General features: G+C 59.0%; 27 protein-coding genes. 14 read left to right on the forward strand and 13 right to left on the reverse strand.

Annotated elements, in window-relative coordinates; all coding sequences use genetic code 11:
• Nucleotides 1-122: 122 nt before the first annotated feature.
• Nucleotides 123-551, reverse strand: coding sequence for a PilZ domain-containing protein (locus PSH88_RS08815; RefSeq protein ID WP_305425849.1), 429 nt, complete (start codon nt 549-551; stop codon nt 123-125).
• Between PSH88_RS08815 and PSH88_RS08820 the strand changes: the two genes are divergently transcribed.
• From PSH88_RS08820 to cysB, 5 genes are all read left to right on the forward strand, one after another.
• Nucleotides 550-936: a thioredoxin family protein gene (locus tag PSH88_RS08820; RefSeq protein ID WP_305425851.1), complete on the forward strand. Its 387-nt coding sequence runs from the start codon at nt 550-552 to the stop codon at nt 934-936. The two genes, PSH88_RS08815 and PSH88_RS08820, sit on opposite strands and share 2 nt — an antisense overlap.
• Complete coding sequence (locus PSH88_RS08825) at nt 933-1,889, forward strand: putative 2-dehydropantoate 2-reductase (RefSeq protein WP_305425852.1); 957 nt, start codon at nt 933-935, stop codon at nt 1,887-1,889. The genes PSH88_RS08820 and PSH88_RS08825 overlap by 4 nt, the downstream gene beginning before the upstream one ends.
• Nucleotides 1,890-1,914: 25 nt before the next feature.
• Entirely contained in the window at nt 1,915-2,820 is a 906-nt protein-coding gene (locus PSH88_RS08830; protein WP_008075703.1) for a 5'-nucleotidase, read from the forward strand.
• Between the two features lie 97 nt (nt 2,821-2,917).
• Nucleotides 2,918-3,421, forward strand: a complete 504-nt coding sequence (locus tag PSH88_RS08835; protein ID WP_305425853.1) for a universal stress protein — start codon at nt 2,918-2,920, stop codon at nt 3,419-3,421.
• A gap of 113 nt (nt 3,422-3,534) precedes the next feature.
• On the forward strand, nt 3,535-4,509 hold the full coding sequence (gene cysB, locus PSH88_RS08840) for an HTH-type transcriptional regulator CysB (RefSeq protein WP_007899921.1): 975 nt from the start codon (nt 3,535-3,537) through the stop codon (nt 4,507-4,509).
• 13 nt (nt 4,510-4,522) lie between these two features.
• Here cysB and PSH88_RS08845 read toward each other — a convergent pair whose 3' ends face one another.
• Nucleotides 4,523-5,005 carry a GreA/GreB family elongation factor gene (locus PSH88_RS08845; RefSeq protein ID WP_305425855.1) on the reverse strand — a complete coding sequence of 161 codons (483 nt, stop codon included), beginning with the start codon at nt 5,003-5,005 and terminating at the stop codon, nt 4,523-4,525.
• A gap of 14 nt (nt 5,006-5,019) precedes the next feature.
• Nucleotides 5,020-5,418: a hypothetical protein gene (locus PSH88_RS08850; RefSeq protein WP_305425856.1), complete on the reverse strand. Its 399-nt coding sequence runs from the start codon at nt 5,416-5,418 to the stop codon at nt 5,020-5,022.
• A gap of 124 nt (nt 5,419-5,542) precedes the next feature.
• Between PSH88_RS08850 and earP the strand changes: the two genes are divergently transcribed.
• The 3 genes from earP to PSH88_RS08865 all read left to right on the forward strand — a co-directional run bounded on the left by earP (nt 5,543) and on the right by PSH88_RS08865 (nt 8,714).
• Nucleotides 5,543-6,685, forward strand: a complete 1,143-nt coding sequence (gene earP, locus PSH88_RS08855) for an elongation factor P maturation arginine rhamnosyltransferase EarP (protein ID WP_305425858.1) — start codon at nt 5,543-5,545, stop codon at nt 6,683-6,685.
• Nucleotides 6,686-6,733: 48 nt separating this feature from the next.
• A complete protein-coding gene (locus PSH88_RS08860; RefSeq protein WP_007899917.1) occupies nt 6,734-7,303 on the forward strand; it encodes an elongation factor P in 570 nt (189 codons plus the stop codon).
• Between the two features lie 415 nt (nt 7,304-7,718).
• On the forward strand, nt 7,719-8,714 hold the full coding sequence (locus PSH88_RS08865; RefSeq protein ID WP_305424530.1) for an IS110 family RNA-guided transposase: 996 nt from the start codon (nt 7,719-7,721) through the stop codon (nt 8,712-8,714).
• Nucleotides 8,715-8,743: 29 nt separating this feature from the next.
• On the opposite strand, the gene PSH88_RS08870 is transcribed toward PSH88_RS08865, so the two are convergent.
• The 4 genes from PSH88_RS08870 to PSH88_RS08885 all read right to left on the reverse strand — a co-directional run bounded on the left by PSH88_RS08870 (nt 8,744) and on the right by PSH88_RS08885 (nt 12,025).
• The gene (locus PSH88_RS08870) at nt 8,744-9,760 is read right to left on the reverse strand and encodes an alpha/beta hydrolase (protein ID WP_305425859.1); all 1,017 of its coding nucleotides are present in this window, start codon (nt 9,758-9,760) and stop codon (nt 8,744-8,746) included.
• A 32-nt stretch (nt 9,761-9,792) separates the two neighbouring features.
• Nucleotides 9,793-10,212: an organic hydroperoxide resistance protein gene (locus PSH88_RS08875; protein WP_305425861.1), complete on the reverse strand. Its 420-nt coding sequence runs from the start codon at nt 10,210-10,212 to the stop codon at nt 9,793-9,795.
• A 325-nt stretch (nt 10,213-10,537) separates the two neighbouring features.
• Nucleotides 10,538-10,999 (reverse strand): MarR family winged helix-turn-helix transcriptional regulator, encoded by a 462-nt coding sequence (locus PSH88_RS08880; RefSeq protein WP_305426959.1) that lies wholly within the window; start codon nt 10,997-10,999, stop codon nt 10,538-10,540.
• A gap of 69 nt (nt 11,000-11,068) precedes the next feature.
• Nucleotides 11,069-12,025: a LysR family transcriptional regulator gene (locus PSH88_RS08885; RefSeq protein WP_305425862.1), complete on the reverse strand. Its 957-nt coding sequence runs from the start codon at nt 12,023-12,025 to the stop codon at nt 11,069-11,071.
• Between the two features lie 108 nt (nt 12,026-12,133).
• Between PSH88_RS08885 and PSH88_RS08890 the strand changes: the two genes are divergently transcribed.
• A complete protein-coding gene (locus PSH88_RS08890; RefSeq protein WP_305425863.1) occupies nt 12,134-12,883 on the forward strand; it encodes a sulfite exporter TauE/SafE family protein in 750 nt (249 codons plus the stop codon).
• On the opposite strand, the gene PSH88_RS08895 is transcribed toward PSH88_RS08890, so the two are convergent.
• Nucleotides 12,873-13,727 (reverse strand): LysR substrate-binding domain-containing protein, encoded by an 855-nt coding sequence (locus PSH88_RS08895; protein WP_007899911.1) that lies wholly within the window; start codon nt 13,725-13,727, stop codon nt 12,873-12,875. The two genes, PSH88_RS08890 and PSH88_RS08895, sit on opposite strands and share 11 nt — an antisense overlap.
• A gap of 96 nt (nt 13,728-13,823) precedes the next feature.
• Between PSH88_RS08895 and PSH88_RS08900 the strand changes: the two genes are divergently transcribed.
• A complete protein-coding gene (locus PSH88_RS08900; protein WP_032835366.1) occupies nt 13,824-14,039 on the forward strand; it encodes a DUF1127 domain-containing protein in 216 nt (71 codons plus the stop codon).
• Nucleotides 14,040-14,103: 64 nt separating this feature from the next.
• Nucleotides 14,104-15,333: a winged helix-turn-helix domain-containing protein gene (locus tag PSH88_RS08905; protein ID WP_305425865.1), complete on the forward strand. Its 1,230-nt coding sequence runs from the start codon at nt 14,104-14,106 to the stop codon at nt 15,331-15,333.
• 106 nt (nt 15,334-15,439) lie between these two features.
• On the opposite strand, the gene PSH88_RS08910 is transcribed toward PSH88_RS08905, so the two are convergent.
• Nucleotides 15,440-16,786, reverse strand: a complete 1,347-nt coding sequence (locus PSH88_RS08910) for a class II 3-deoxy-7-phosphoheptulonate synthase (protein ID WP_305425866.1) — start codon at nt 16,784-16,786, stop codon at nt 15,440-15,442.
• Nucleotides 16,787-16,934: 148 nt separating this feature from the next.
• Between PSH88_RS08910 and PSH88_RS08915 the strand changes: the two genes are divergently transcribed.
• Nucleotides 16,935-17,690, forward strand: a complete 756-nt coding sequence (locus tag PSH88_RS08915; RefSeq protein ID WP_305425867.1) for a spermidine synthase — start codon at nt 16,935-16,937, stop codon at nt 17,688-17,690.
• A 120-nt stretch (nt 17,691-17,810) separates the two neighbouring features.
• Here PSH88_RS08915 and PSH88_RS08920 read toward each other — a convergent pair whose 3' ends face one another.
• On the reverse strand, nt 17,811-18,602 hold the full coding sequence (locus PSH88_RS08920) for a crotonase/enoyl-CoA hydratase family protein (RefSeq protein WP_305425868.1): 792 nt from the start codon (nt 18,600-18,602) through the stop codon (nt 17,811-17,813).
• A 422-nt stretch (nt 18,603-19,024) separates the two neighbouring features.
• On the opposite strand from PSH88_RS08920, the gene PSH88_RS08925 reads away from it, so the two are divergent.
• Nucleotides 19,025-20,698, forward strand: coding sequence for a DEAD/DEAH box helicase (locus PSH88_RS08925; RefSeq protein WP_095078676.1), 1,674 nt, complete (start codon nt 19,025-19,027; stop codon nt 20,696-20,698).
• A gap of 208 nt (nt 20,699-20,906) precedes the next feature.
• On the opposite strand, the gene PSH88_RS08930 is transcribed toward PSH88_RS08925, so the two are convergent.
• Nucleotides 20,907-21,674 (reverse strand): DODA-type extradiol aromatic ring-opening family dioxygenase, encoded by a 768-nt coding sequence (locus PSH88_RS08930; protein WP_305425869.1) that lies wholly within the window; start codon nt 21,672-21,674, stop codon nt 20,907-20,909.
• Between the two features lie 103 nt (nt 21,675-21,777).
• Between PSH88_RS08930 and PSH88_RS08935 the strand changes: the two genes are divergently transcribed.
• Nucleotides 21,778-22,434, forward strand: coding sequence for a thiopurine S-methyltransferase (locus PSH88_RS08935; RefSeq protein WP_305425870.1), 657 nt, complete (start codon nt 21,778-21,780; stop codon nt 22,432-22,434).
• A gap of 189 nt (nt 22,435-22,623) precedes the next feature.
• Here the strand turns inward: PSH88_RS08935 and htpX are convergent, their stop codons facing one another.
• Together htpX and PSH88_RS08945 are read right to left on the reverse strand one after the other, a co-directional pair.
• Complete coding sequence (gene htpX / locus PSH88_RS08940) at nt 22,624-23,511, reverse strand: protease HtpX (RefSeq protein WP_008075669.1); 888 nt, start codon at nt 23,509-23,511, stop codon at nt 22,624-22,626.
• A gap of 317 nt (nt 23,512-23,828) precedes the next feature.
• Nucleotides 23,829-25,040 (reverse strand): pyridoxal phosphate-dependent aminotransferase, encoded by a 1,212-nt coding sequence (locus PSH88_RS08945; RefSeq protein ID WP_008009397.1) that lies wholly within the window; start codon nt 25,038-25,040, stop codon nt 23,829-23,831.
• Nucleotides 25,041-25,047 lie beyond the last annotated feature (7 nt).

Here is a 25,047-nt window from a genome sequence, read left to right on the forward strand (position 1 = left end):
GCGGCGGAGCACAGCAAATTTAAGCGCGTCGGGGGAGTCGAACCTTAGCGCGTTACACCGTGGCTCGACAATGGGCAGACACGGGTTTAGGGGGCATTCTTGCCCCCTGAACCCGCAGGCGGCTATGCAAATGCCTTGCGAACGGTATCGTGGGAGAACTCGTCGGCGTGTTGCTGGACCCATTCGAGCGCCAGGGCCTGAATATCCTGCAGGTCGTCGTGCGCGTCATGCTGGCGGCGGTAATGTTCGATCTGGCACACCTGTTCGCCCATCCTGGCACTGAACAGCATCTGTTCGTCAACAAAGGCGATGCCCACCAGATAGCCGCGTTTTCGTCGCAAACACCACGCCACATAACCCAGAAAACACAAGTCCGGGTTCAGGGTCGGCATGCGTATTTCCAGCGCCGTACCGTGGCGCCACGCGCGGTGGTAATTGCAAGCCATGCCGCCGAGGCTGATAGTGTGCAGCTGTTGCCGCGAAATACACTCGTGTTTGAACAACGTTAATTCAACGGGCACATCGTCAGGATGAGGAAGATAACGTCTCATGAACACGGACTCCCTGTGTCGGTCATCTGACATTGTTTCTCCCAGTATAGTGGTCGAATCGGAACTGACCGATTTAGACGCCGACCAACGGTTGTTGGCGATGAGCGGCATTTCCCTGGTGATTTTTACCAGCGTCGGTTGCGCCAGTTGCCGTTTTGCCCGTGAGCAATTGCCCAGGTTCGATCTGGCGGTCGATCGACTGTGCTGGATCGATGCTGGAAACAACGGCGGGGTGGTCGAGCGTTATGGGGTCTTTCATTTGCCGGCGCTGTTTGTGGTGCGCGACGGCGAGTTCTTTGGGGCGCTACAGTCGCGTCTGACCCGCACGGCGCTCAACGAGGCCGTGGGTCAGGCGTTGAGTCGACAAGCAGAGGAGTTGCCATGACAGACACAATGGCCAGGCCGACGATCGGCATTATCGGGACCGGCGCGATCGGTGGTTTCTACGGGCTGATGCTCGCGCGTGCCGGCTTCGATGTGCATTTCCTGTTGCGCAGTGAGTTTTCAGCGGTGGCCGAACGCGGCTTGCATCTTGATCATGCGTCGTTGGGCTCGCTGGTCCTGAACCCGGTCCAGGCCTATTCGTCAGCTGCCGACATGCCGCCGTGTGACTGGCTGCTGGTGGGCGCCAAGACCACCAGTAACGCGGACCTGGCACCAGCCATTATTCAAGCCGCGGCACCTGATGCCAAAGTGCTGTTGCTGCAAAATGGCCTGGACGTCGAAGACAGTCTGCGCGCGTTGCTCCCCGATTCGCTGCACCTGCTCGGCGGGCTCTGTCTGATCTGCGTTCATCGCGTCGGCCCTGGCGTCATCACTCATCAGGCGCTCGGTGCCGTGAACGTCGGCTACCACAGTGGCCCCGCCGCCGACGAACAGGCGCGCATGAATATCGTCGAAGAGGGTGCCGGGCTGTTTCGCACAGCCGGCATCGACGCCCAGGCCATGCCGAACCTGCATCAGGCGCGCTGGCAGAAACTGGTCTGGAATATTCCCTACAACGGTCTGTCGGTTCTGCTTGGGGCCAGCACCACGCCGTTGATGACGGACGCCGACAGCCGCGCGCTGATTCAGGCCTTGATGGCCGAAGTGGTTCAGGGGGCGAAGGCCTGTGGTCACGATATGCCGCCGGGTTACGCCGACTATCTGTTCATGATGACCGAGAAAATGCCCGACTATTGGCCGAGCATGTATCACGACTTCCTGCACAAGCGGCCGCTGGAACTGGACGCGATCTACACTCGACCACTGGCAGCGGCGAAGGCAGCGGGATGTGAGTTGCCGCGAATCGAGGCCTTGTATCGCAGCTTGAGTTTTATCGATCGACGTAATCACTGAGTCGGTCAACAGGAGAGGGAAGGGCATGGCCAATGGCATAGACGACAAACTGGTGCTGGCGATTTCTTCGCGAGCACTGTTCGACTTGAGCGAGAGTCACAAGGTTTATCTGTCGAGCGGCGTCGAGGCCTATCGGCAATACCAGATCGAACACGAAGACGAAATTCTCGAGCCCGGCGATGCATTCCCGTTGGTCGAAAAACTCCTGAACCTGAATGCCAGTCTCGGCCGTGCCCGGGTCGAGGTAATCCTGGTGTCGCGCAACAGCGCCGACACCGGACTGCGGGTTTTCAACTCGATTCATCACTATGGCCTGGCGATCTCGCGTGCGGCATTTGTCGGCGGGCGCAGTCCTTATCCGTACCTCAAGGCCTTTGGTTGCGACCTGTTTCTTTCGACCCATTCCGACGATGTGCGCAGTGCGCTGGATGCGGGTTTCGCCGCAGCGACTATTCTCTCGGGCGGTGCCAGTCGCGCCGCCAGTGATGAATTGCGCATTGCGTTCGACGGTGACGCGGTGCTGTTTTCCGATGAGTCGGAGCGGGTCTATCAGTCGGGAGGCCTGGCGGCGTTTCAGGCCAGCGAGCGTGAGGCGGCCCGCGAGCCTTTGCGTGGCGGGCCGTTCAAAGGCTTCCTCGCGGCGCTCAATCTGTTGCAGCGTGAGTTCCCCGATGATGCCTGTCCGATCCGCACCGCGCTGGTGACCGCGCGATCGGCGCCGGCCCATGAACGGGTGATCCGCACCTTGCGCGAATGGGACATTCGTCTGGACGAATCGCTGTTTCTTGGCGGCCTGACCAAATCGGCTTTTCTCGAAGCCTTTGCCGCCGACGTATTTTTCGACGATCAGGCCGGCCATTGCGAGCTGGCCCGCGAAGTGGTCGCCACCGGTCATGTGCCCCATGGCATCAGTAACGAGCCGTCGATTTAAAGCGCTGCGGTTCAATGCGTTGCGCCGAACGCCGCTCTCGCCACGGCGCTGCTAAGCTGAATCAATCTCCGCCATGTTGGCATTAAAGGAGGTCACTATGATTCATTCGATGCTGTATGCCACCGACCTCGGTCTGTATGCACCTTTTGTGATGCAGCATGCGTTGGCACTGGCTCGAACATTCAATGCCGACTTGTATGTGGTGCACGCGGTTGAGCCGATGGGGTTGTTCGCCGAATCGGTGCTTCAGAGTTACCTCGATGAGCAGGCCCTGAACGAGTTTCACAGTCAGGGTCTGAATACGGTGATTGCCAATATCGAGCAGCGGGTGCTCGACAGCTTTCGCGAAGAACTGGGGGATGAGGGGGAGCAGGACCTGGAACGGATTCGGGCAGTGCGGGTGCTGCAGGGCGATCCGGCGCAGGTGATTCTCGACCAGGCGCAGAAACTCTCCGTCGATTTGCTGATCGTAGGGAGTCACAGTCATGGCGCTGGCGCGGATACGCCATTGGGCCGAACCGCTGCGCGCGTGTTGCAACTGGCCAGAGTACCGGTCTATCTGGTGCCGCTGATGGAACGTCGCCGCAAAGGGGATCGCTAGGACACGAATAATGGCGTTTTGATAAAAAAGTTCTAGATTTATTACTCAAACCATTAATATAGTTATATACCGTCGCTGATGCCCGTGGCGTCTACCTGCTTTGAGGGATTCATATGAAGCTTCAACAATTGCGCTACATCTGGGAAGTGGCGCACCACGACCTCAACGTCTCTGCTACAGCCCAAAGCCTCTACACCTCGCAACCGGGCATCAGCAAACAGATCCGTCTGCTGGAAGACGAATTGGGGGTCGAGGTTTTCGCCCGCAGCGGTAAGCACCTGACCCGGGTGACCCCGGCCGGCGAGCGCATCATCACCACCGCTGGTGAGATCCTGCGCAAAGTTGAAAGCATCAAGCAGATCGCCCAGGAATTCTCCAACGAGAAAAAAGGCACCCTGTCGATCGCCACCACGCACACCCAGGCGCGTTATGCATTGCCACCGGTGATCAGCAATTTCATCAAGCAATACCCGGACGTTGCCCTGCACATGCACCAGGGTTCGCCGATGCAGATCGCCGAGATGGCCGCTGACGGCACCGTCGACTTCGCCATCGCCACTGAAGCGCTGGAGCTGTTCGGTGACCTGGTGATGATGCCGTGCTATCGCTGGAACCGCTGCGTGGTCGTGCCTCAGGGCCACCCGCTGACCAAGCTGTCGAAGCTGACCCTCGAAGCTTTGGCCGAATACCCGATCGTGACGTACGTGTTCGGTTTCACCGGCCGCTCGAAACTCGACGAAGCCTTCAGCCATCGCGGCCTGACACCCAAAGTGGTGTTCACCGCCGCCGACGCCGACGTGATCAAGACTTACGTTCGTCTGGGCCTGGGCGTGGGCATCGTGGCGAAAATGGCGGTCGACACCAAGCTCGATAGCGACCTGGTGGTGCTTGATGCCAGCGAGTTGTTCGAGTCCAGCATTACCAAAATCGGTTTCCGTCGCGGCACCTTCCTGCGTGGCTTCATGTGCGACTTCATCGAGAAATTCGCGCCGCACCTGACCCGCGAAGTGATGGCCAAGGCCATTCAGTGCCACAACAAACAGGAATTGGAAGAGCTGTTCGACGGCGTCGAACTGCCGGTCCATTAAGCGTCAACAGACTCTAGACCACCTCGGTGACAGCAAACTGTTGCCGAGCGCCGGCCACCAGAATCTCCACTTCATCCCCTTCGAACTTGCCCAGCAGGCTTTTGCCCAGTGGTGAGCGAGGGGTGATGACAGTAATCAATTGCCCCACCAGATCAACCTTCAACCCGGCCGCGTCGGGGGCCAGGAACAGCCATTGTTCGCGACCTTTTTCGTCTTCAAGGCCGAGCAGGGCGCCGACTTCGATGCCGCGCCGCTCGTCATAAGGCCGCAGGGTCAGGTTCTGGCAAAGGCTCAATGACAGCTTGATTTCCTCCACCCGCCTGGCCTGTCCGGCCGCCAGATAAGACGCCTCCAGCCCCAGGGTGTCGTACTTGTTTTCGGCTATGTTTTCTTCGTGGGTCGCGGTTTCGTAAGCGGTTTGCGCGGCACGCTCGGCGATGTCGAGATCGATCCGCAGCTTGTCGATAATCAGTTGGTGGACGGTCGGCTTGTGCATGGAGAGCTTCATGATCAATCGCAGAATTGCAGGACATTGGCGCGGCTTTTTTCGCTCGGTGCCGTTTGATTCTGCTGCAGCCAGAACTGGCATTTTGGATTGGACAGATTGTGTTTGCTGCTTCTGGCCTGTTCCACCATTTGCTGCTGTTCATTCCTGCGCAGGTGGTCCTCGTACTGTTCGAACATCGGGTTCTGTGGGGCAGGTTGCTCAATCACCGGTGGCCTGGTCAGTTGTTCCACCGCCTGGGCCAAGGGCGCCAATTGCTCGTTGAACAACAGGCGCCAGGCGAGCCAGCAAGTCAGTGCGATCGCGATGAATCCCAGCCACAAACCGAGGGCAATGCTGCCGGTCAGTTGCAGCGCATTGAACTGGATCGGCAAGGGACGGCGCGGGTTGGGACGGTAGGGCATTACTGCCTCCTGGCGGATGGTCGCGGGCAAGTGGCGATTGTCGCATGAAGATTAATCGCCGTCGGCTCTTCTGCACGGGGTAATTTATGCGGACAATCGGCGCCTTTGCCAACGGGAGCCTGGAATGCCTGAAATGAAAACCCGCTGGGATATTTTTTGCACCGTGGTCGACAACTTCGGCGACATCGGTGTGACCTGGCGTCTGGCTCGACAACTGGTGGCTGAACATTCAGTGGCGGTGCGATTGTGGGTCGACGACCTGCGAGCCTTTGAGCGTTTGTGTCCGCAGATCGATATCAACGCTGCGCAGCAATGGCGGCAGGGCGTCGAGGTGCGACAGTGGTCGGCCGACTGGCAGCCCACCGAAGCCGCTGATGTCGTCATCGCCGCATTCGCCTGCCAGTTGCCGAGTGCCTATATGGAGGCCATGGCCGAACGGGAAAAACCGCCGCTGTGGATGAACCTCGATTATCTGAGTGCCGAAGACTGGGTCGTCGGCTGCCACGGCTTGCCGTCGGTGAAGTACAAGAACGTGCAAAAGTTCTTTTTCTTCCCGGGGTTCCGCAAGGGCACCGGTGGCTTGCTGCGTGAAAGCGGATTGCTGGAGCGGCGTCGGCAGTTTCAGCAAAGTCCGCAAGCTCAGCAAGAATTCCTGCAAGGCCTGGGGGTTGATCGCGCACCGAATGCACAACTGATCTCGCTGTTTGCCTACGAAAATACCGGGCTGGCCAGTTGGCTGGACACGATGGCGCTCGACTCGACGCCCACGCATCTGCTGGTACCCGAAGGCCGGATTCTCGGCGACGTCGAACGCTGGCTCGGGGTGGATGGGCTGAAGGCCGGGACGGTGCATGTGCGCGATGCCTTGACCGTGCAAGTGCTGCCATTCGTCCGACAGGATCAATATGACCCGCTGCTGTGGAGTTGCGATTTCAATGCCGTGCGCGGCGAAGACTCTTTTGTCCGCGCCCAATGGGCAGGTCGTCCGTTGCTCTGGCACATCTATCGGCAGGACGAAGACATCCATCTGGACAAGCTCGACGCCTTCCTGACCCTGTACACCCAAGGCCTGTCCAAGCCGGCTGGCGAGGCGATCAGTGGTCTATGGCGGGCATGGAATGCAGGTGAGACAATGACTGATCACTGGAAATCAACCCGCAAACATTGGCCTGAACTGGAAAAACATGCCGAGACATGGTGTCTGGAACAAGCCTTGCAGGCAGATCTTACCGCAGCGCTGGTACAGTTTTACCTAAATTGGATATGATACGCGGCCTAGATTTTTGTAAATCCCATCCAAATTCGGATATTCGCAATGAAAACTGGTAAAGAACTGAAACCCGGGATGGTGATCCGTCTCGAAAACGATCCTTGGCTGGTTCAGAAAGCTGAATTCACCAAGTCGGGTCGTAACAGCGCGATCATGAAGACCAAGCTGAAGAACCTGCTGACCGGTTACAAGACCGAGATCGTTTACAGCGCCGACGACAAGCTGGACGACGTGATCCTCGACCGTAAAGAAGCGACCCTGTCCTTCATCAGCGGCGACTCCTACACGTTCATGGACACCACTGACTACACCATGTACGAGCTGAACGCTGAAGACATCGAAGCCGTTCTGCCTTTCGTTGAAGAAGGCATGACCGATGTTTGCGAAGCGATCTTCTTCGAAGAACGTCTGGTTTCCGTAGAACTGCCGACCACTATCGTGCGTCAGGTTGACTACACCGAAGGTTCCGCTCGCGGTGACACTTCCGGCAAGGTGATGAAGCCTGCCAAACTGAAGAACGGTACCGAGCTGTCGGTTGCTGACTTCATCGAAATCGGCGACATGATCGAGATCGATACCCGCGAAGGCGGTTCCTACAAAGGCCGTGCTAAATAAGCACTGCTTGAGGAATGAAAAAGCCCGACCATTGAGTCGGGCTTTTTTGTGGCCTCATTCCTGTAGGAGCGAGGCTTGCCCGCGAAAGCGATTTATCATTCAACATTGATGTCGACTGACACTACGTCTTCGCGGGCAAGCCTCGCTCCTTGTATGTTGGCCGAACACCCGGCGAGAGCAGCTAAGCTCCTCGGTGTTGTCTCAAAGATGTGTTTCTGGGGGAGGCCGATCGCTCCTGAAGGCAGGATTTGCTCCTGACCTTGTCTGTAGAGAGGCCCCCCCGCCTCATTGCCCACCACGAAGAGTATCGAGAAGCCGACAAGTCGGACTTCGCATTACAAGGTTGCAGTGGCATGAAGTTCGAGGTCGGGGGAACCAGGAGCCATCTTCACCCAGTTTCCTTGGAGTGGAAAGCATGAGTGTACACGTCGGATTGGATGTTGGTTCTCGCACCACAGCAATGGGATGGCGTGACAAAGGCCGTGCAGCTGGCTCGTGGGATATCGCTCAAACGCCCAAGGGGCGCAAGGCTGCCGTGAAAAAGCTGATAGCACTCAAACCGCTTTCTGTGGTCATGGAAGCCACCGGGATTTATTACCTGGATCTGGCCCTGGAGTTAAGCACTGCAGGCTTGCCGGTTTCTGTGATCAACCCGAAAAGCTCCCGCAATTTTGCAAGACTGATGCTTCAACACAGTAAAACGGACGCCATCGACGCCCAGTTGCTAGCGGAGTACGGCGAACGCATGACGCCTCGCTTGTGGACTCCTCCAAGCCCCGCCCAGCTTGAGTTGCGTGCCATTGGCCGGCATATCAACCGTCTGACCTGCCACTGCACCCGAGCGAAGAATGAGCTGCATGCCCTTCAAGCGACCGAAACAACTTCAGCGATGCTGATTGAGGATGAGGAAGAAGCTATTGCGATGTTCGGCAGGCGCATCGAACGGTTTAGGCGAGCCGGGCGAGACATCATCGCTAGCTGTCCAATTTTGCAGGAGCAGTTTGATCACATGGTGGCTGCACCCGGAATGGGTGAGGTCTCGACATTTGCAGTGCTGGCTGAACTGACGACCCTGCCAGTGACACTCAAATCCCCGCAGATCAGTCGTTATGCAGGGCTGGACGTGCGACTGACCCAGTCTGGAACGAGCATCGACAAACCCGGGCGCCTGAGCAAGGGTGGCAACGCCTACCTGCGCTCGGCGATGTTCATGCCTGCCATGTCAGCGATCCGTTGCGATCCTTATGTGAAGGCTTTTTACGACGTGCTAGTCGGTCGTGGAAAACGAAAAATGCAGGCCATCTGCGCGGTTATGCGCAAATACCTGACAGGCTTGTGGGCCTGCATACGTGCTGGAGAGGATTTCGATACGGCCAAGCTTTTCAGCGAAAAACATCTGCTAAAAGCTTGACCGTGAACAGAGTATCTACAAGGGGTGTGTTATTTCTTCAGGTGTTGCTTGAGCTCTTCGGACGCCTGCAACATCGCCGAGCGCACCGCGGGCACCTGGCTCACTACGTTAAGCAAACCATAGTCGTGGATCATGCCGTTGTAGCGCACCGCCGTGACCGGCACACCGGCCTCGTCGAGTTTGCGCGCGTACGCTTCACCTTCATCGCGCAGTACATCGGCGCTCGCCGTCTGCACCAGGGCAGGTGGCAAGCCCTTGAGTTGCGCAGTGGTTGCCCGCAGCGGTGAGGCGTAGATCTCGTTACGCTGTTTGGCGTCGGTGGTGTAGTTGTCCCAGAACCACTTCATCATGTTTTTGGTGAGGAAGTGCCCCTCGGCGAACTGGTTATAGGACGCCGTCTCGAAGCTGGCGTCAGTCACCGGCCACAACAGCACCTGGAATCTGATCGCCGGCGTGCCTTTGTCTTTGGCCATCAGTGCAACCACGGCCGCCATATTGCCACCGACGCTGTTGCCGGCCACGGCCAGTCGTTTGCCGTCGACGTTGATCTCTTTACCGTGCTCGGCCACCCACTTTGTCGCGGCGTAGGCCTGGTTGATCGCCACCGGGTAATGCGCTTCCGGCGACGGGGTGTAATTGACGAACACCGCCGCCGCGCCCGAACCCGTTACCAGGTCCCGAACCAATCTTTCGTGGGTCGGGAAGTCCCCCAGTACCCAGCCACCGCCGTGGAAGAACATGAACACCGGCAGCTCGCCTTTGACCCCGGCCGGCCGAACGATGGTCAGGCTGATCGGTTGGCCGTCGACCTGGATGGTCTTCTCGCTGACATCGGCTTTTGGCAACGTCAGTTTCACCCCGGCCTGTGCACCCACCAACACCGCGCGGGCATCGGCAGGGGTGAGCTGCTCGATCGGTTTACCGGTGCCGGCATTCAGCACGTCAAGGAACGCCTGGGTGTTGTGTTCAACCCCATTGCCTGCGAATGCACTGTTGATGGACAGAGCGAGAAGAGTACCGGTCAAGACTTTGCTGAAAGTGTTCATATCCATTTCCTGTTCGACCTTGGAGTCAGCGGTTAGACGGTGACGTGCAGGCGCACATCGACGTTGCCACGGGTGGCGTTGGAGTACGGGCAGACTTGGTGGGCGGCTTCTACCAGGCTTTGTGCATCGGCTTGTTCAAGACCCGGCAAGCTGATGTGCAGGTCGATGTCCAGACCGAAACCGCCAGGGATCTGGCCGATGCCGACGTGGGCGGTGATCGACGCGTTGTCCGGGATTTTGCGTTTGGTCTGGCTGGCGACGAATTTCAGTGCGCCGATGAAGCAGGCGGAGTAGCCAGCTGCAAACAGTTGTTCTGGGTTGGTTGCTGCGCCGCCGGCACCACCGAGTTCTTTCGGGGTAGCGAGTTTGACGTCCAGGACGTTGTCGCTGGAGATCGCACGACCGTCACGGCCGCCGGTGGAGGTTGCGATTGCGGTGTAGAGAGTTTGCATGGTGTGAGCCTCGTTCGGGTTTCGATGTTTTGCGCTAAATGTTTGCGCGCTAAGTAAGTGCGAGGTAAATGTAGCTCGCAAATATTTAGTGCGCAATATAAATTTTCGAAAAAATTTATTTAAAGTCGTAGTCCAGCAATTCGATTGGGGAGGAGAGGCTTGAGATAGAGGCTTTCGTGCGGGATTTTTGCGAGGTGAAATTTTTTGCGACGGGAGAGGACGCCTTCGCGGGCAAGCCTCGCTCCTACGGTTTTTGTGTCGTTTACAAATTTATCGACCGAGAACCTGTGGAGCGAGGCTTGCCCGCGAAGAACGATAATGCGGTCTAAAGGCTATCTTGCAGATGACTACGCAGCGCTTGAAGATCTGCTTGCAGCTTCTTCAACTGTTCCAGCGTTTGTCCGCTGGCACCGAGGATGCACTGGGGAATACCCCGCGCCTTGTCTCGCAATGCACGGCCTTGCTCGGTCAGTTCGACAATCACTACTCGCTCGTCTTCACGGCTGCGGGTGCGGCTCAACAGGCCTTCGGCCTCCAGACGCTTGAGCAGCGGGGTGAGGGAGCCGGGATCGGTCAGCAGTTTTGTGCTGATTTCGCCGACCGTCAGCCCATCCTTTTCCCACAACACCATCATCGCCAAGTACTGCGGATAGGTCAGGCCCAGCGCTTGTAGCAGCGGCTTGTAGACCTTGGTCATCAGCAGCGAGGTGGAATGCAGGGCGAAGCAGACCTGATTATCCAGCAGCAGGTCGTCGCAGTTGTCCGGGTTGTTGCGCTCGGTGTTCATTTCAAAGCCTTGATCAGTGATCGTCATAAATCTAGCGGGCGAATCTTTAATGCGCCAGATAATTCTGGACTAGTGGCGGTCCAGGTTGGTTTGCAGCGCCAGATCCCACGGCGGGATGGGACTGAAACGGGTCTTCAGGTATTCCAGCAACAAGCGGCTGCGCGAACTGGGTTGCTGCTCCAGGCGCAACGCATAAATGCCGGTGCTTTCCGGTTTTGGCAGACCGTTTTCGCAGAACAGCGGCTGCAGTTCGCCGCGTAATAAATATTCGCTGGCCAGCCAGGTCGGTAAATGCGCGATGCCCAACCCGGCCAGTGCACCACAGACCAGTGCCTCGGCATTATTGGCGCTCATGCGGATTCGCGCTGGCCGGTGCAGGTGCATCTGCCCATCTCGTTCAAAGCGCCAGGCGAACGGCGGCGCCAGGCCTTCCCAATCAAGACCATCGTGTTCAGTCAGCTGCGCAGGGTCAGTCGGCACGCCACGGCGTTGCAGGTAATCCGGGCTGGCGCAGGCGATGCGCACCATGCTCGCCAGCGGCGTGGCCACCAACCGGGTGTCGGCCATTTGCCCTGCACGCAACACCAGATCGACTTTGCCCAGGTTCGAGCCCTGCATGTCGACAAAGCTGTCGATCAGGTGTAATTGCACGTCGAGACCGGGGTAAAGCGTCAGGAAATCGGCAATCACCGGCGCCAGGTGTCGGCGTCCGAACGCTGCCGGCGCATCCACCCGAATCAAACCTTCCGGCGCACTGCTCAGGGACACCGCTTCCGCACGGGCCAGACGCAGTTCAGCGACGATCCGCCGCGCACGCTCGGCAAAAGCCAGACCAGCCGGGGTCGCGCGCACGGCATGGGTGCTGCGAATGAACAACTGGCTGCCGACGGCGCTTTCGAGGCTGTCGATGCGCCGCGCCACGGCCGAAGGCGTCAATGGATGGCGTCGGGACGCGGCGGAAAAACTGCCGCTTTCCAGCACATCGAGAAACAGGCCAAGTTGTTCGGTCAATTGATTGGGGTTCATGGTTCGTCGGCGCTTGTGCGAAGTTGGCACAGCCATTGTGCGTTGCTGTGCGTTTCCCCGCCAGAGCCGACTGCGTAGGATGAACACCCTCACAAAAGGAAATTGCCTGTGATTGAGTTCATGTTGTATCTGGTTTTTGGCGCGGCCTTGGGAACCCTCGGCGGCCTGTTCGGCATTGGTGGCGGGTTGGTCGCGATCCCGCTGCTGGGCGTGTGGTTCGGTCTTGATCAGCAGATTGCCCAAGGCACGGCGCTGGTGATGGTGGTGCCGAACGTGATGCTGGCACTGTGGCGCTATCACCAGCGCAATCGCATCGAATTGCATCATGCGCTGCCACTGGCCTCGATGGGGTTCTGCTTTGCCTGGATCGGTTCGATCTGGGCGGTGGGTATCGATGCACAAACCATGCGCTTGGGCTTCGTCGCTTTCCTGATCGCGCTGTCGGCCTACAACCTGATGCGAATGTTCACCACCAACGCACCGGCCTCTTCGCAGATGCGCTATTCCTGGCCGTGGCTGGGTGTGCTCGGAGCGGCTTCCGGGACCATGGGCGGACTATTTGGAGTGGGCGGGGCGGTGGTGGCAACGCCGGTGTTGACCAGCCTGTTCGGCACCACTCAAGTGGTTGCCCAGGGGTTGGCGCTGGCGCTGGCGTTGCCGAGTACGGGCGTCACCCTGGCGACTTATGCAGTGCACGATCAGGTGCATTGGGCGATCGGTGTGCCGTTGGCGGTCGGAGGATTGATGAGCATCAGTTGGGGCGTGAGAATTGCCCACGCATTGCCGGAGCGACTCCTGCGTGGGCTGTTCTGTGGTTTTCTGGTGGTCTGTGCGGTGATGCTCGCGTTTAAAGTTTGAAACCTTCGACGATGTGCTCGGCCAGGCATTCGGTGATCGGCGAAGGGTTGTTCAGGTTGCGGATCAGCATGATGCTGGCTTCCGGCAGCAGCGGCAGGTCTTCGTTGGCGCCAAGGATGCGCATGTCCGGTGTGATCAGGCTTTCCAGCTGCGCGGTGATCGCAAGCCCCGCGCTGACCACGGCCATCAACGCCGACAGGCTGGAGCTGTTGTAGGCAATGCGGTAGTCGCGGCCCATGGCATCCAGGGCATTGCATGCCCAGAGGCGGCAGAAACAATCACTGTTGAACATCGCCAGCGGCAGCGGCGTTTGCTCATGGGCGCTGAAGCATTGGGCTTCGGCCCAGACAAAACGCTCCTTGCGCAGCAGTTGACCAATCTCGTTACCCGGCTCGCGGGTGACGATGGACAGGTCCAGGTCCTGGCGCTGCAACAGTTGCCGGGTCGATTCGCAGTGAACCTCGATCTGGATCAGCGGGTAGAACTGCGCAAAGCGCGACAGGATGCCCGGCAGAAAGCGCATGACGTAATCATCGGGCGTGCCAATGCGCACGGTACCGACCATATGTGGCTCACGCAGGGTATTGAAGACTTCGCTGTGGAGTTTGAGGATGCGCCGCGCATAGCCCAGCAATACCTGGCCTTCGGCGGTCAGTTTGACCTGGCGCCCGTCGCGTTCGAACAGCTGGCGCTGCAGCACGTCTTCTTCCAGGCGTTTCATCTGCATGCTCACCGCCGACTGGGTGCGGTTGACCATTTCACCGGCGCGGGTGAAACCGCCCTGATCGGCGATCGCGACGAAGGTGCGCAATACATCGGTGTCGATACTGGGGTAGGCGGACATTCATCAATCTCCGAGATGTATGCCATCAGAAACATTCGTTGGATTGATCTTAGCGCTGACGCGAGACTTGGGCCATCCCTAAAGGAGGGCTACACGATGAAAGGTCACAACGAGCATGTAACGGAACAAAAATTTTCAATCCATGCGGTATCCGATTTGCTGCACAAGTTTAGTCGCTGGTACGAACTTCACCGTGAACGTGAAATGTTGGCGAGCTTGAGCGACGAAGCATTGAAGGATATCGGCGTGAGCCGTGCGGATGTGGAGCATGAGACGGTAAGACCGTTCTGGGATGATCCGATGCATAAATGATGATGCCATCGCTACACAAACCCCTTCCGGGTGAGGTAGGTTGCGAGCAGACAAGGAGATGCTCATGCCCGCCACACTGTCCTTTTCCCTCAAACAGGCTCGGCGTCTGGCGCTGGCTGCCCAAGGGTTCAACGGGCGCCAGCCGCCAGCGGCGATCAAAGCGGTTCAGCTAAACCGGCTGATCGAGCGCCTGGGCATTCTGCAGATCGATTCGGTCAATGCGTTGGTGCGTTCGCACTATCTTCCCTTGTTTTCCCGTCTTGGCAATTACTCATCCGACTTGCTTGATCAGGCTGCCTGGAGTCAGGGCCGTCGACGCACGTTGTTCGAGTACTGGGGTCATGAAGCGTCTTTGTTGCCCTTGTCGATGTACCCCTTGATGCGTTGGCGAATGCAGCGCGCGACCCGCGGCGAAGACATCTATCAGCAACTGGCGCGCTTCGGTCGTGAGCAGCAAGACACGATTCGCCGCGTGTTGGCGTCGGTTCAGGAGCTCGGTGCGCTGGGTGCGGGCAGCTTGTCGACCCGCCAGGAGCGGGCGGGGCCATGGTGGGACTGGAGCGAGGAAAAGCACGCGCTGGAATGGTTGTTCGCTGCTGGTGAAGTGACCGTGGCCGGGCGGCGCGGGTTCGAACGGCTTTATGATTTGCCGGAGCGGGTGATTCCTTCGGCCATTCTTCAGCAGCCTTTGCTTAGCGAGGCTGAGGCTCAGCGCGGGCTATTACTGCATGCCGCCAATGCGTTGGGCGTGGCGACGGAAAAGGACCTGCGGGATTATTTTCGCTTGAGCCCGGCAGACAGCCGGCCGCGGCTAGCGGAGCTGGTCGAGGAGGGCGATCTGCTGGTATGTGAGGTTGAAGGCTGGCGGCAACCAGCCTATTGCCTGGCAGAGCCGAAAGTACCGCGCAAGGTCAAGGCCAGTGCGCTGCTTTCACCGTTTGATTCGCTGATTTGGGAACGCAGCCGTACCGAGCGATTGTTCGATTTCCGTTATCGGCTGGAGATTTATACGCCACAGCATAAGCGCGTCTACGGCTATTACGTATTGCCGTTTTTGCACAATGAGCGGGTTGCCGCGCGGGTCGACTTGCGGGCCGAGCGGGCATTGGGCCGGTTGGCGGTGCATGCCGTGCATGAGGAAGAGCCGGGGCTGGATGAGGTGGGGATGCTGGCGTTGGCGGTCAATCTGCGGCAGATGGCGGATTGGTTGGGGCTGGCGCAGATTCAATTGAATTGCCCGCGGGCGAGTGCGGCGCGGTTGCGGGTGGCATTGGCACAGCTTGATGGTGATTGAGCTGACGCCATCGCGGGCAAGCCCGCTCCCACAGGGTTAGCGCTGAACCTGTGGGAGCGGGCTTGCCCGCGATGGCGGCCTGTCAGGTAATAAAAAACCTACTGATTCACCGCCGAACCTGCTTCAGGGTTTCAGCAATCAAAAACGCCAATTCCAGCGACTGATCGGCATTCATCCGTGGGTCGCAGTGGGTGTGGTAACGATCCGACAACCCATCCTCGGTAATCGGCCGTGCGCCGCCGATGCATTCGGTGACGTTCTGCCCGGTCATTTCGATGTGGATGCCGCCGGCATAACTGCCTTCCGCCTCGTGAACCTGGAAGAACTGTTTCACCTCGCCAAGGATTTGCGCGAAGTCGCGGGTCTTGTAGCCGCTGCTGGCCTTGATGGTGTTGCCGTGCATCGGGTCGGAGCTCCAAAGCACCTGCTTGCCCTCGCGCTGCACCGCGCGGATCAGCTGCGGCAGGTGATCGCCGACCTTGTTCGCGCCCATCCGCGCAATCAGGTTCAGGCGACCCGGATCGTTGTCCGGGTTAAGCACATCGATCAGGCGAATCAGGTCTTCAGGGGTCATGCTCGGGCCGACCTTCACGCCGATCGGGTTGTGCACCCCGCGCAGGAATTCGACATGCGCACCGTCCAGTTGACGGGTACGGTCGCCGATCCACAGCATGTGGGCCGAGCAGTCGTAGTAGTCGTTGGTCAGGCTGTCGCGACGCACGAAGGCTTCTTCGTAGTTCAACAGCAGCGCTTCGTGGGCGGTGAAGAAACTTGTTTCGCGCAGTTGCGGCGAGCTGTCCATGCCGCAGGCGCGCATGAAGGCCAGGGTTTCATCGATGCGATCAGCCAGGTGGCTGTACTTCTCGGCCAGCGCCGAGTTGGCGATGAAATCCAGGTTCCACTTGTGCACCTGATGCAGGTCGGCAAAGCCGCCCTGGGCAAAGGCGCGCAGCAGGTTCAGGGTTGCAGTGGACTGGTGGTAAGACTGCAGCAAGCGATCCGGATCCGGTACACGGCTTTTTTCGTCGAAACCGATGCCGTTGACGATATCGCCACGGTAGGCCGGCAGTGTCACGCCGTTGATGGTTTCATCGTTGGCCGAACGGGGTTTGGCGAACTGGCCGGCCATGCGTCCGACTTTGACCACCGGGCAGCCGGCGGCGAAGGTCATGACGATCGCCATTTGCAGCAACACTTTAAACGTGTCGCGAATTTTCGCGGCGGAGAATTCGGCGAAGCTTTCGGCGCAGTCACCGCCCTGCAACAGAAACGCCCGGCCCTGGGTGACTTCGGCAAACTGACGGCGCAACTCCCGGGCTTCACCGGCAAACACCAGCGGCGGATAGCTCGCCAGGGTTTGCTCGACGTGCAGCAAATGCGCCGCGTCGGGGTATTGAGGTTGTTGCTGGATCGGCAGGGCGCGCCAGCTGTCAGGGCTCCAGGGTTGGCTCATTGCAGTCTCTAGTGTTTTACGCTCGGACGGTTATGTTATCAGCAATTAGTGCGTGACCTGTTCCCGTCGCTTCGCGGACAATCGCGCCTTTGCCGCTTTCTGTTGCGGTTTATCGCGTTGCCGGGGCCGGTGACGATCGGGAGACGAAATGACTGAGGAGCGCGTCGAGCATCTGCTCGCCGAGGTACAGGACGAGTTCGGCGTGATTCGCGTGCTGGAAGTGGCCGATTACCGTTTTCTGGAGTTCGGTGATGCCATCGAACAGAGTTGCGTGTTCACCGCTGACCCGAGCTGGCTCGAGTACGATTACACCCGGGCGATGCTGATTGGCGCGCTGTGCCACGAACAGCCAGAGAGTGCGCTGTTTCTCGGGCTCGGAGCCGGCACTCTGACCCAGGCTTGCCTCAAGTTCCTGCCGCTGGAAGACGTCGAAGCCATCGAGCTGCGCCCGGATGTACCGCGCCTGGCCATCGAATACCTCGGGCTGGATGATGATCCGCGGTTGTACATCCGCGTTGGCGATGCCCTGGAATTGCTCGATACGGCTGAACCGGCCGATCTGATTTTCGTCGACCTCTATACCGATGTCGGGCCGGGTGTCGGGCATCTGGCCTGGGGTTTTCTGGAAAACTGTCAGAAGCGGTTGAATCCGGGTGGCTGGCTGGTGATCAACCAGTGGGCCACCGACGATGGTCGACCGTTGGGGGCGGCGTTGTTGCGCGGTCTCTATCACCGGCATTACTGGGAGCTGCCGGTGAAGGAGGGCAACGTGATTCTGATCGTGCCATCTGAGCTGGATCAGGAACTGGATATGGATGGGCTGATCGCGCGCGCTGAAGGCCTGGCGCCGCGATTGGGGTATTCGTTGCAGTCGTTGATCAAGGCGATTCGGCCGGCGACATAGATTGTTGTTGTCCTTTAGGGCCTCTTCGCGGGCAAGCCCGCTCCCACAGGTCCGTGAGCGACGCAAATCACTGTGGGAGCGGGCTTGCCCGCGATGAGGTCCTCACAGTCAACACATGCCTCAAACCCCTTTGAAAACACCCGGCCGCTTCTCGATCATCGACCGCACACCCTCCTTGGCATCCTCGCTATTCAGCAATTTTTTCACCTGCGCCGGCAAAGCCTGAGCTGCTGCCATTTCACCCTCATAGCGCGCCTGTCGGGCAGACATCAACGTCGCCTGAACACCCAGCGGTGCCTGCCGGGCAATCCGCTCCGCCAGTTCAATTGCCCGTGGCAACAAGTCCTCGCTGGCCATGACCTCCTGCACCAACCCCAGATGCAAGGCGTCATGAGCGTCGAATTCATCGCCGGTGAGCAGCCAGCGCATGGCATTGCCCCAGCCGGCGACCTGATGCAGGCGCAAAGTGGCGCCGCCGAACGGGAAGATCCCGCGCTGCACTTCCTTCTGGGCAAAACGGGTATTGCTGGCGCACAGGTTAATGTCGGCGGCCAGCATCAACTCGATGCCAACGGTCAGGCAGTAGCCTTGAGCCGCGACTATCACCGGTTTGCTGACCCGGGGGCCTGCGAGCACGCCCCATGGGTCGCAGCCGCCGGGCGGTGCCTGCCAGCCTTCGGCCAGAGCCGCGCCGGCGCTGACCAGATCGAGCCCAGCGGTGAAATGCTCGCCATGGCCGAACACCACCGCGACCCGCGCCTCGCTGTCGGCCTCGAACTCGCCATAGGCCAGACTGAGTTCGTTGAGCAGGTCGAGGTCGAAGGCATTGCGTTTGGCCACCCTATCCAGGCCGATCATCAGGATATGACCGTGTCGTTCACGGGTTACACGACTGGTGCCGGGCTGATTCATAGGACATTTCCTCGGGTGGGGAAGGGGGCGTCAGACCGAAGGTCTGCGTCACAAGAGTGAACCGTTTTAGCGCCATCGTCAGCAGGGCCGGGCCTTTGCAAAATAGACCGTCGCACAATTATCCGCAAAGCCCGTGACACAACGGTATACGCCGGTTTTTTCCGATAAAAAAAGCTCCCTTTTCGGGCGAATTCCGGTATAGTGCGCGCCGGCCTTTAACCGGGCCGCGTTTAGGTAGCGCAATTCCCCGAAGCCAGCTTCGGCTGCACGTCCGCACAGCGGACTCTTCCTTGACGAATCTTTTTCATTCATTCGTTTTCGCAAATCCCCGCCGACAAAGCAGCCAGGGCGACTCTTGAGTCTTACACGGCATGCGCAGCTTTGGAGCATGGGTCTTTGCGGATGCACTTAGAGGCAGACCCATGACCCAGGAAACCGGCGGCTTCGCCGCTTTTAATCTTAATCCGAATATTCTTGCAGCCGTCATTGCGACCGGCTACGAAGAACCTTCGGCTATTCAGCAGCAATCGATCCCGATCATCATGGCCGGTCACGACATGATTGGTCAGGCGCAAACCGGTACGGGTAAAACCGCCGCGTTCGCCCTGCCGATCCTGCACCGCATCGATCCTGCCAAGCGCGAGCCGCAAGCCCTGATCCTGGCGCCAACCCGTGAGTTGGCGCTGCAAGTAGCAACCGCTTTCGAAACCTACGCCAAGCAAATGCCGGGCGTTACCGTTGTGGCCGTTTACGGCGGCGCGCCTATGGGCCCACAACTGAAAGCAATCCGTAATGGCGCACAGATCGTTGTCGCAACGCCGGGCCGTCTGTGCGACCACCTGCGTCGTGACGAAAAAGTCCTGGCTACCGTGAACCACCTGGTTCTCGACGAAGCGGACGAAATGCTCAAACTGGGTTTCATGGACGACCTCGAAGTTATCTTCAAGGCCCTGCCAGCAACCCGTCAGACCGTATTGTTCTCGGCCACCCTGCCGCAGTCGATCCGTGCCATTGCCGAACGCCATCTGCGCGATCCGCAACACGTGAAGATCCAGACCAAGACTCAGACCGTTACCGCGATCGAACAGGCTCACCTGTTGGTTCACGCTGACCAGAAGACCTCGGCTGTATTGAGCCTGCTGGAAGTGGAAGATTTCGACGCCCTGATCATGTTCGTGCGCACCAAGCAAGCGACCCTGGACCTGGCCAGTGCCCTGGAAGCCAAAGGCTACAAAGCCGCTGCGCTGAACGGTGACATTGCTCAGAACCAGCGTGAGCGCGTGATCGAATCCCTCAAGGATGGCCGTCTGGACATCGTTGTGGCGACCGACGTTGCTGCTCGTGGTCTGGACGTTCCGCGCATCACTCACGTGTTCAACGTTGACATGCCGTACGATCCTGAGTCCTACGTTCACCGTATCGGCCGTACCGGCCGTGCCGGTCGCGAAGGTCGTGCACTGCTGCTGGTGACTCCTCGTGAGCGCCGCATGCTGCAAGTGATTGAGCGTGTAACCGGTCAGAAGGTTGCCGAAGTTCGTCTGCCGGACGCCCAGGCCGTTCTTGATGCTCGCATCAAGAAACTGACCAACAGCCTGTCGCCGCTGGTCGCTGATGCAGAATCGACTCACGGTGATCTGCTGGATCGCCTGACCGCCGACATCGGTTGCACTCCGCGTGCACTGGCCGCTGCTCTGCTGCGCAAGGCAACCAACGCTCAGGCGCTGACCCTGGCCGCAATCGAGAAAGAACGTCCATTGGTGCCGAACAACGCACCGCGTGGCGATCGTCCAGAGCGTTCCGGTGATCGTCCGGACCGTGGTGATCGCGAGCGTCGTGCTCCAGTTCCATTGGCCGAAGGTCGTGCTCGTTGCCGTACCGCGCTGGGTGCGCGTGATGGTATCGCTGCCAAGAACCTGCTGGGCGCCATCCTCAACGAAGGTGGTCTGGCGCGTGAAGCCATCGGTCGCATCCAGGTGCGTGACAGCTTCAGCCTCGTCGAGTTGCCGGAAGATGGTCTGGAGCGTTTGCTGACCAAACTGAAGGACACTCGCGTTGCCGGTAAGCAGTTGAAGCTGCGTCGCTACCGCGAAGATTGATCCGCTCTCGAGCTGATTGATCGAACATAAAAAATCCCCGACTGGTTCGGGGATTTTTTTTGCCTGCTGTTTGTGCCCGGCTTTTGAGCGGAGTCGCCTCCTTCGCGAGCAAGCCCGCTCCCACACTTGATCTTCAGTGAATTCAGAATTCATGTACGACGCAGATCCAAGCGGGCTTGCTCGCGAAGGGGGCAACTCGGTCTACCGGTTACCCGAAGCGATAAATGTCCATCCCTAGCGCACCCATGGTGAACCCCTGATGGGCCACGCTGAACTCGCCCCCAGCGGCGCGGGCAAAATACAGCGGCAGCAGATGCTCGTCACTCGGATGGTTGCGCACAGCATTCGGAGCTTGCTGACGATAGTCGTGCAATGCGGCCTCGTCGTTCGCTTCGAGTTTCTCGATCATCCAGTCGCGGAACGCCTTGGCCCAAGGTTCGACGCTTTCCGGGCCGGCGTGCCAGTCCAGTTCGCGCAGGTTGTGGGTGATGCTGCCGGAGCCGATCAATAGCACGCCGTGTTCGCGCAGGCTGGCCAAGACATGGCCGACGCGGGTTTGCAGGGCAGGGCCGCCACGGGTGGGCAGCGAAACCTGCACCACCGGGATATCAGCTTGCGGATACATCAACGACAAGGGCACCCAAACGCCATGGTCGAACGGTCGCTGGGTGTCGATGCGCGCCGGCAGGCCATCGGCCTTCAACAGCTCGACCACCTCTGCCGCCAGTTGCGGATTGCCGGGGGCCGGGTATTGCACCTCGAACAAGGCTTGGGGAAATCCGCCGAAGTCGTGCCAGGTTTCAGGCTGAGGGTTGCCGCTGACCAGCAGCTCGCTGCTTTCCCAATGCGCGGAAACCATCACGATGGCCTTGGGTTTCGGCAATGCTGCGGCCAGACGCGCGAGGGCCGGCCCGCTGGCGCCGGGTTCCAGGGCCAACATGGGGGAGCCATGAGAGATGTACAGGCTGGGGAACATAAATGAGCTCCTGAGAGTAAGATGGCACCATCTTCAGTCAGATCATTGATCTAAATCTAATATAAGTTTTAGGGTCTATTGATCGAATTTTTCGGGGTTAATTATGCAGCCGGAGTTTTGGCACAAACGATGGGCGTCGAATCAGATCGGCTTTCATCTGCCGGAAGTGAATCCTCATCTGCAACGGTTCTGGCCGCAGCTGGGCCTTGATGAAGGTTCTCGTGTGCTGGTGCCGTTGTGTGGCAAAAGCCTGGACCTGTTGTGGCTCGCGCACTGCGGTCACGAGGTTCTGGGTGTCGAGCTGTCGGAAAAGGCCATCGAGGACTTTTTCAATGAGCATCAACTGGACCCGGCTATCAGCGAGCAAGGGCCTTTCCAGGTCTATCGGGCGGGCTCGATCGAGTTGTGGTGCGGTGATTTCTTCGAGTTGACGGCAGGCGATGTTGCCGATTGCAGCGCACTGTACGACCGCGCGGCGCTGATCGCCTTGCCGCCGACGATGCGTGAGCAATACGCGGCTCATCTGATTCGGATTTTGCCGAAGGACTCTTTAGGGCTTTTGATTACGCTGGATTACGACCAGGCGCAGATGGATGGGCCGCCGTTTGCGGTGCTTGATGATGAAGTGCGGCGGTTGTTCGGCGATGTGTGGGCGCTGAAGATTCTGGAAGACCAGGACGTCCTGGGTGAGAGCTGGAAGTTTCTTGAGGCCGGTGTGACGCGGCTTGAAGAGCGGGTTTACCGGGTTTCCAGCCATTAAGGTGTGTTGAAGTTGCTGACCTCTTCGCGAGCAAGCCCGCTCCCACAGTGGACCGCGTCCATTCAGATCAGGCGGTCCACTGTGGGAGCGGGCTTGCTCGCGAAGAGGCCCTGAAGAGCTCCGCACTAATCAAACAGACAAAAAAAGGCCCGCATTCACTGCGGGCCTTCTCTTTTAGTGCAGAGCCTGTCAGCCCCGACGACGCAATGCGTCAATACGCTCCTCCAGCGGCGGGTGGCTCATGAACATACGGGCGAACCCTTGTTTGAGACCACCGTTGATGCCGAAGGCATTCAGGGTGTCCGGCATGTGCACCGGCAGCCCTTGTTCTGCACGCAGACGCTGCAGGGCACCGATCATTGCGCTGGTACCCGCCAGGCGTGCACCGGCATCGTCGGCACGGAATTCGCGTTTGCGCGAGAACCACATGACGATGGCGCTGGCCAGGATGCCCAGGACCAGTTCAGCGAAGATGGTCGCTACGTAGTAGGCAATGCCTTGGCCTTCTTCGTTCTTGAAGATCACCTTGTCGACAAAGTTGCCGATGATCCGGGCGAAGAACATCACGAAGGTGTTCACCACGCCCTGGATCAACGCCAGGGTGACCATGTCGCCATTGGCCACGTGGCCGATTTCGTGGGCCAGAACGGCTTTCACTTCATCTGGCGAGAAACGCTCGAGCAAGCCCTGGCTGACCGCGACCAGTGCATCGTTCTTGTTCCAGCCGGTGGCGAAGGCGTTGGCTTCATAGGCCGGGAAAATCCCGACTTCGGGCATCTTGATCCCGGCTTCGCGGGACAATTGCTCGACAGTTTGCAGCAGCCATTGCTCGTGCCGGGTGCGCGGCTGGCTGATGATCTGGGTGCTGGTGCTCATTTTCGCCATCCACTTGGAGATGAACAGCGAGAACAGGGAACCGGCGAAACCAAAGACCGCACAGAAAATCAGCAGCTGATTGAGGTTGAGATCAACCCCATTGGCCGCCATGAACCCGTTGAAGCCGAAAAGGCTCAGGGTGATGCTGGCAATCAGCACGACCGCCAGGTTAGTGGCCAAAAACAGCAAAATGCGCATCATGGTTGTAGAAATCTCCTCGTGCTAAATATGTAGCGTACTGCGGGGTATATAAGGTGCTGCACCGGGCTATTCAACCGAGTGACTATTTCAAACTGTGTCCTACAGCAACAGTCTAGCGGCTTGAAGGGCATTTCCGACGTCGGCAGGGGAAACAGTTGTCAGCCAATTAGCCTCGCAGGCCCCCGCCGTTGTTAGGCGCGGGCATGAAACGTATCGGCAGTTAGCGCTTGAAACAACAATGCAGGGTAGGGTGCAAAGATATGTTGCTGAATTAATCACCGTGCGACTTTAACCAGCGTCGCACGGTGACAGGCCACTTACTGGCGATAGGATTTGAGGAAGTTACCGATCCGGCCAATCGCCTGGTCCAGGTCGTCGAGCCGTGGCAGGGTGACCACACGGAAGTGGTCCGGCCATGGCCAGTTGAAGGCCGTGCCTTGTACCACCAGCAGCTTCTCCGAGAGCAGCAGGTCGAGCACGAATTTCTCGTCGTTGTGGATCGGGCAGACTTTCGGGTCGATCCGCGGGAACGCATACAGCGCGCCCATCGGCTTGACGCAGCTCACGCCCGGAATGTCGTTCAGCAGTTCCCAGGTACGATTGCGCTGTTCCAGCAGACGCCCTTGTGGCAGCACCAGATCGTTGATGCTCTGATAGCCGCCCAGCGCGGTCTGGATGGCGTGCTGGCTCGGCACGTTGGCACACAGGCGCATGTTGGCCAGCATGTCGATGCCTTCGATGTAGCTCTGGGCGTGGTGTTTCGGTCCGGAAATGGCGATCCAGCCGGAACGGAAGCCAGCCACGCGATAGGACTTGGACAGGCCGTTGAAGGTCAGGCACAACAAGTCTGGCGCCAGTGAGGCGGTGCAGATGTGCACGGCGTCGTCGTACAGGATCTTGTCGTAGATCTCGTCGGAGAACACCACCAGATTGTGCTGACGGGCCAGTTCCAGCATGCCCAGCAGTACTTCTTTCGAATACACCGCGCCGGTCGGGTTGTTCGGGTTGATGATCACCAGCGCTTTGGTGTTCGGCGTGATCTTGGCCTTGATGTCGGCCAGGTCCGGCCACCAGTTGGCCTGCTCGTCGCACAGGTAATGCACCGGATTGCCGCCCGCCAGGCTTACTGCGGCCGTCCACAGCGGATAGTCGGGGGCCGGCACCAGCACTTCGTCGCCGTTGTTGAGCAGGGCCTGCATAGACATCACGATCAACTCGGAAACGCCGTTGCCCAGATAGATGTCTTCAATGCCGACGCCTTCCACCTGCTTTTGCTGGTAGTACTGCATCACGGCCTTGCGGGCGCTGAACAGGCCCTTGGAGTCGCTGTAGCCCTGGGCGGTCGGCAGGTTGCGGATCACGTCCTGAAGGATTTCATCCGGCGCTTCGAAACCAAAGGGCGCCGGGTTGCCGATGTTCAGCTTGAGGATGCGATGGCCTTCCTCTTCCAGGCGTTTGGCGTGCTTGAGCACTGGGCCGCGAATGTCGTAGCAGACGTTGGCGAGCTTGTTCGATTTGCTGACCTGCATGGCGATG

Origin of the sequence: Pseudomonas wuhanensis, assembly GCF_030687395.1 — a bacterium.
Lineage (GTDB): Bacteria > Pseudomonadota > Gammaproteobacteria > Pseudomonadales > Pseudomonadaceae > Aquipseudomonas > Aquipseudomonas wuhanensis.

Excerpts from the sequence above, each read along its gene's own strand:
- PSH88_RS08815 (WP_305425849.1), bottom strand. The coding sequence starts at position 551 with ATGAGACGTTATCTTCCTCATCCTGACGATGTGCCCGTTGAATTAACG.
- PSH88_RS08935 (WP_305425870.1), top strand. The coding sequence starts at position 21,778 with ATGCAGCCGGAGTTTTGGCACAAACGATGGGCGTCGAATCAGATCGGC.
- PSH88_RS08865 (WP_305424530.1), top strand. The coding sequence starts at position 7,719 with ATGAGTGTACACGTCGGATTGGATGTTGGTTCTCGCACCACAGCAATG.
- PSH88_RS08870 (WP_305425859.1), bottom strand. The coding sequence starts at position 9,760 with ATGAACACTTTCAGCAAAGTCTTGACCGGTACTCTTCTCGCTCTGTCC.
- PSH88_RS08820 (WP_305425851.1), top strand. The coding sequence starts at position 550 with ATGAACACGGACTCCCTGTGTCGGTCATCTGACATTGTTTCTCCCAGT.
- PSH88_RS08850 (WP_305425856.1), bottom strand. The coding sequence starts at position 5,418 with ATGCCCTACCGTCCCAACCCGCGCCGTCCCTTGCCGATCCAGTTCAAT.
- PSH88_RS08905 (WP_305425865.1), top strand. The coding sequence starts at position 14,104 with ATGCCCGCCACACTGTCCTTTTCCCTCAAACAGGCTCGGCGTCTGGCG.
- PSH88_RS08925 (WP_095078676.1), top strand. The coding sequence starts at position 19,025 with ATGACCCAGGAAACCGGCGGCTTCGCCGCTTTTAATCTTAATCCGAAT.
- PSH88_RS08910 (WP_305425866.1), bottom strand. The coding sequence starts at position 16,786 with ATGAGCCAACCCTGGAGCCCTGACAGCTGGCGCGCCCTGCCGATCCAG.
- PSH88_RS08915 (WP_305425867.1), top strand. The coding sequence starts at position 16,935 with ATGACTGAGGAGCGCGTCGAGCATCTGCTCGCCGAGGTACAGGACGAG.
- earP (WP_305425858.1), top strand. The coding sequence starts at position 5,543 with ATGCCTGAAATGAAAACCCGCTGGGATATTTTTTGCACCGTGGTCGAC.
- PSH88_RS08930 (WP_305425869.1), bottom strand. The coding sequence starts at position 21,674 with ATGTTCCCCAGCCTGTACATCTCTCATGGCTCCCCCATGTTGGCCCTG.
- cysB (WP_007899921.1), top strand. The coding sequence starts at position 3,535 with ATGAAGCTTCAACAATTGCGCTACATCTGGGAAGTGGCGCACCACGAC.
- PSH88_RS08885 (WP_305425862.1), bottom strand. The coding sequence starts at position 12,025 with ATGAACCCCAATCAATTGACCGAACAACTTGGCCTGTTTCTCGATGTG.
- PSH88_RS08875 (WP_305425861.1), bottom strand. The coding sequence starts at position 10,212 with ATGCAAACTCTCTACACCGCAATCGCAACCTCCACCGGCGGCCGTGAC.
- PSH88_RS08920 (WP_305425868.1), bottom strand. The coding sequence starts at position 18,602 with ATGAATCAGCCCGGCACCAGTCGTGTAACCCGTGAACGACACGGTCAT.
- PSH88_RS08860 (WP_007899917.1), top strand. The coding sequence starts at position 6,734 with ATGAAAACTGGTAAAGAACTGAAACCCGGGATGGTGATCCGTCTCGAA.
- PSH88_RS08845 (WP_305425855.1), bottom strand. The coding sequence starts at position 5,005 with ATGCACAAGCCGACCGTCCACCAACTGATTATCGACAAGCTGCGGATC.
- PSH88_RS08830 (WP_008075703.1), top strand. The coding sequence starts at position 1,915 with ATGGCCAATGGCATAGACGACAAACTGGTGCTGGCGATTTCTTCGCGA.
- PSH88_RS08825 (WP_305425852.1), top strand. The coding sequence starts at position 933 with ATGACAGACACAATGGCCAGGCCGACGATCGGCATTATCGGGACCGGC.
- PSH88_RS08900 (WP_032835366.1), top strand. The coding sequence starts at position 13,824 with ATGAAAGGTCACAACGAGCATGTAACGGAACAAAAATTTTCAATCCAT.
- PSH88_RS08880 (WP_305426959.1), bottom strand. The coding sequence starts at position 10,999 with ATGAACACCGAGCGCAACAACCCGGACAACTGCGACGACCTGCTGCTG.
- PSH88_RS08835 (WP_305425853.1), top strand. The coding sequence starts at position 2,918 with ATGATTCATTCGATGCTGTATGCCACCGACCTCGGTCTGTATGCACCT.
- PSH88_RS08945 (WP_008009397.1), bottom strand. The coding sequence starts at position 25,040 with ATGCAGGTCAGCAAATCGAACAAGCTCGCCAACGTCTGCTACGACATT.
- PSH88_RS08895 (WP_007899911.1), bottom strand. The coding sequence starts at position 13,727 with ATGTCCGCCTACCCCAGTATCGACACCGATGTATTGCGCACCTTCGTC.
- htpX (WP_008075669.1), bottom strand. The coding sequence starts at position 23,511 with ATGATGCGCATTTTGCTGTTTTTGGCCACTAACCTGGCGGTCGTGCTG.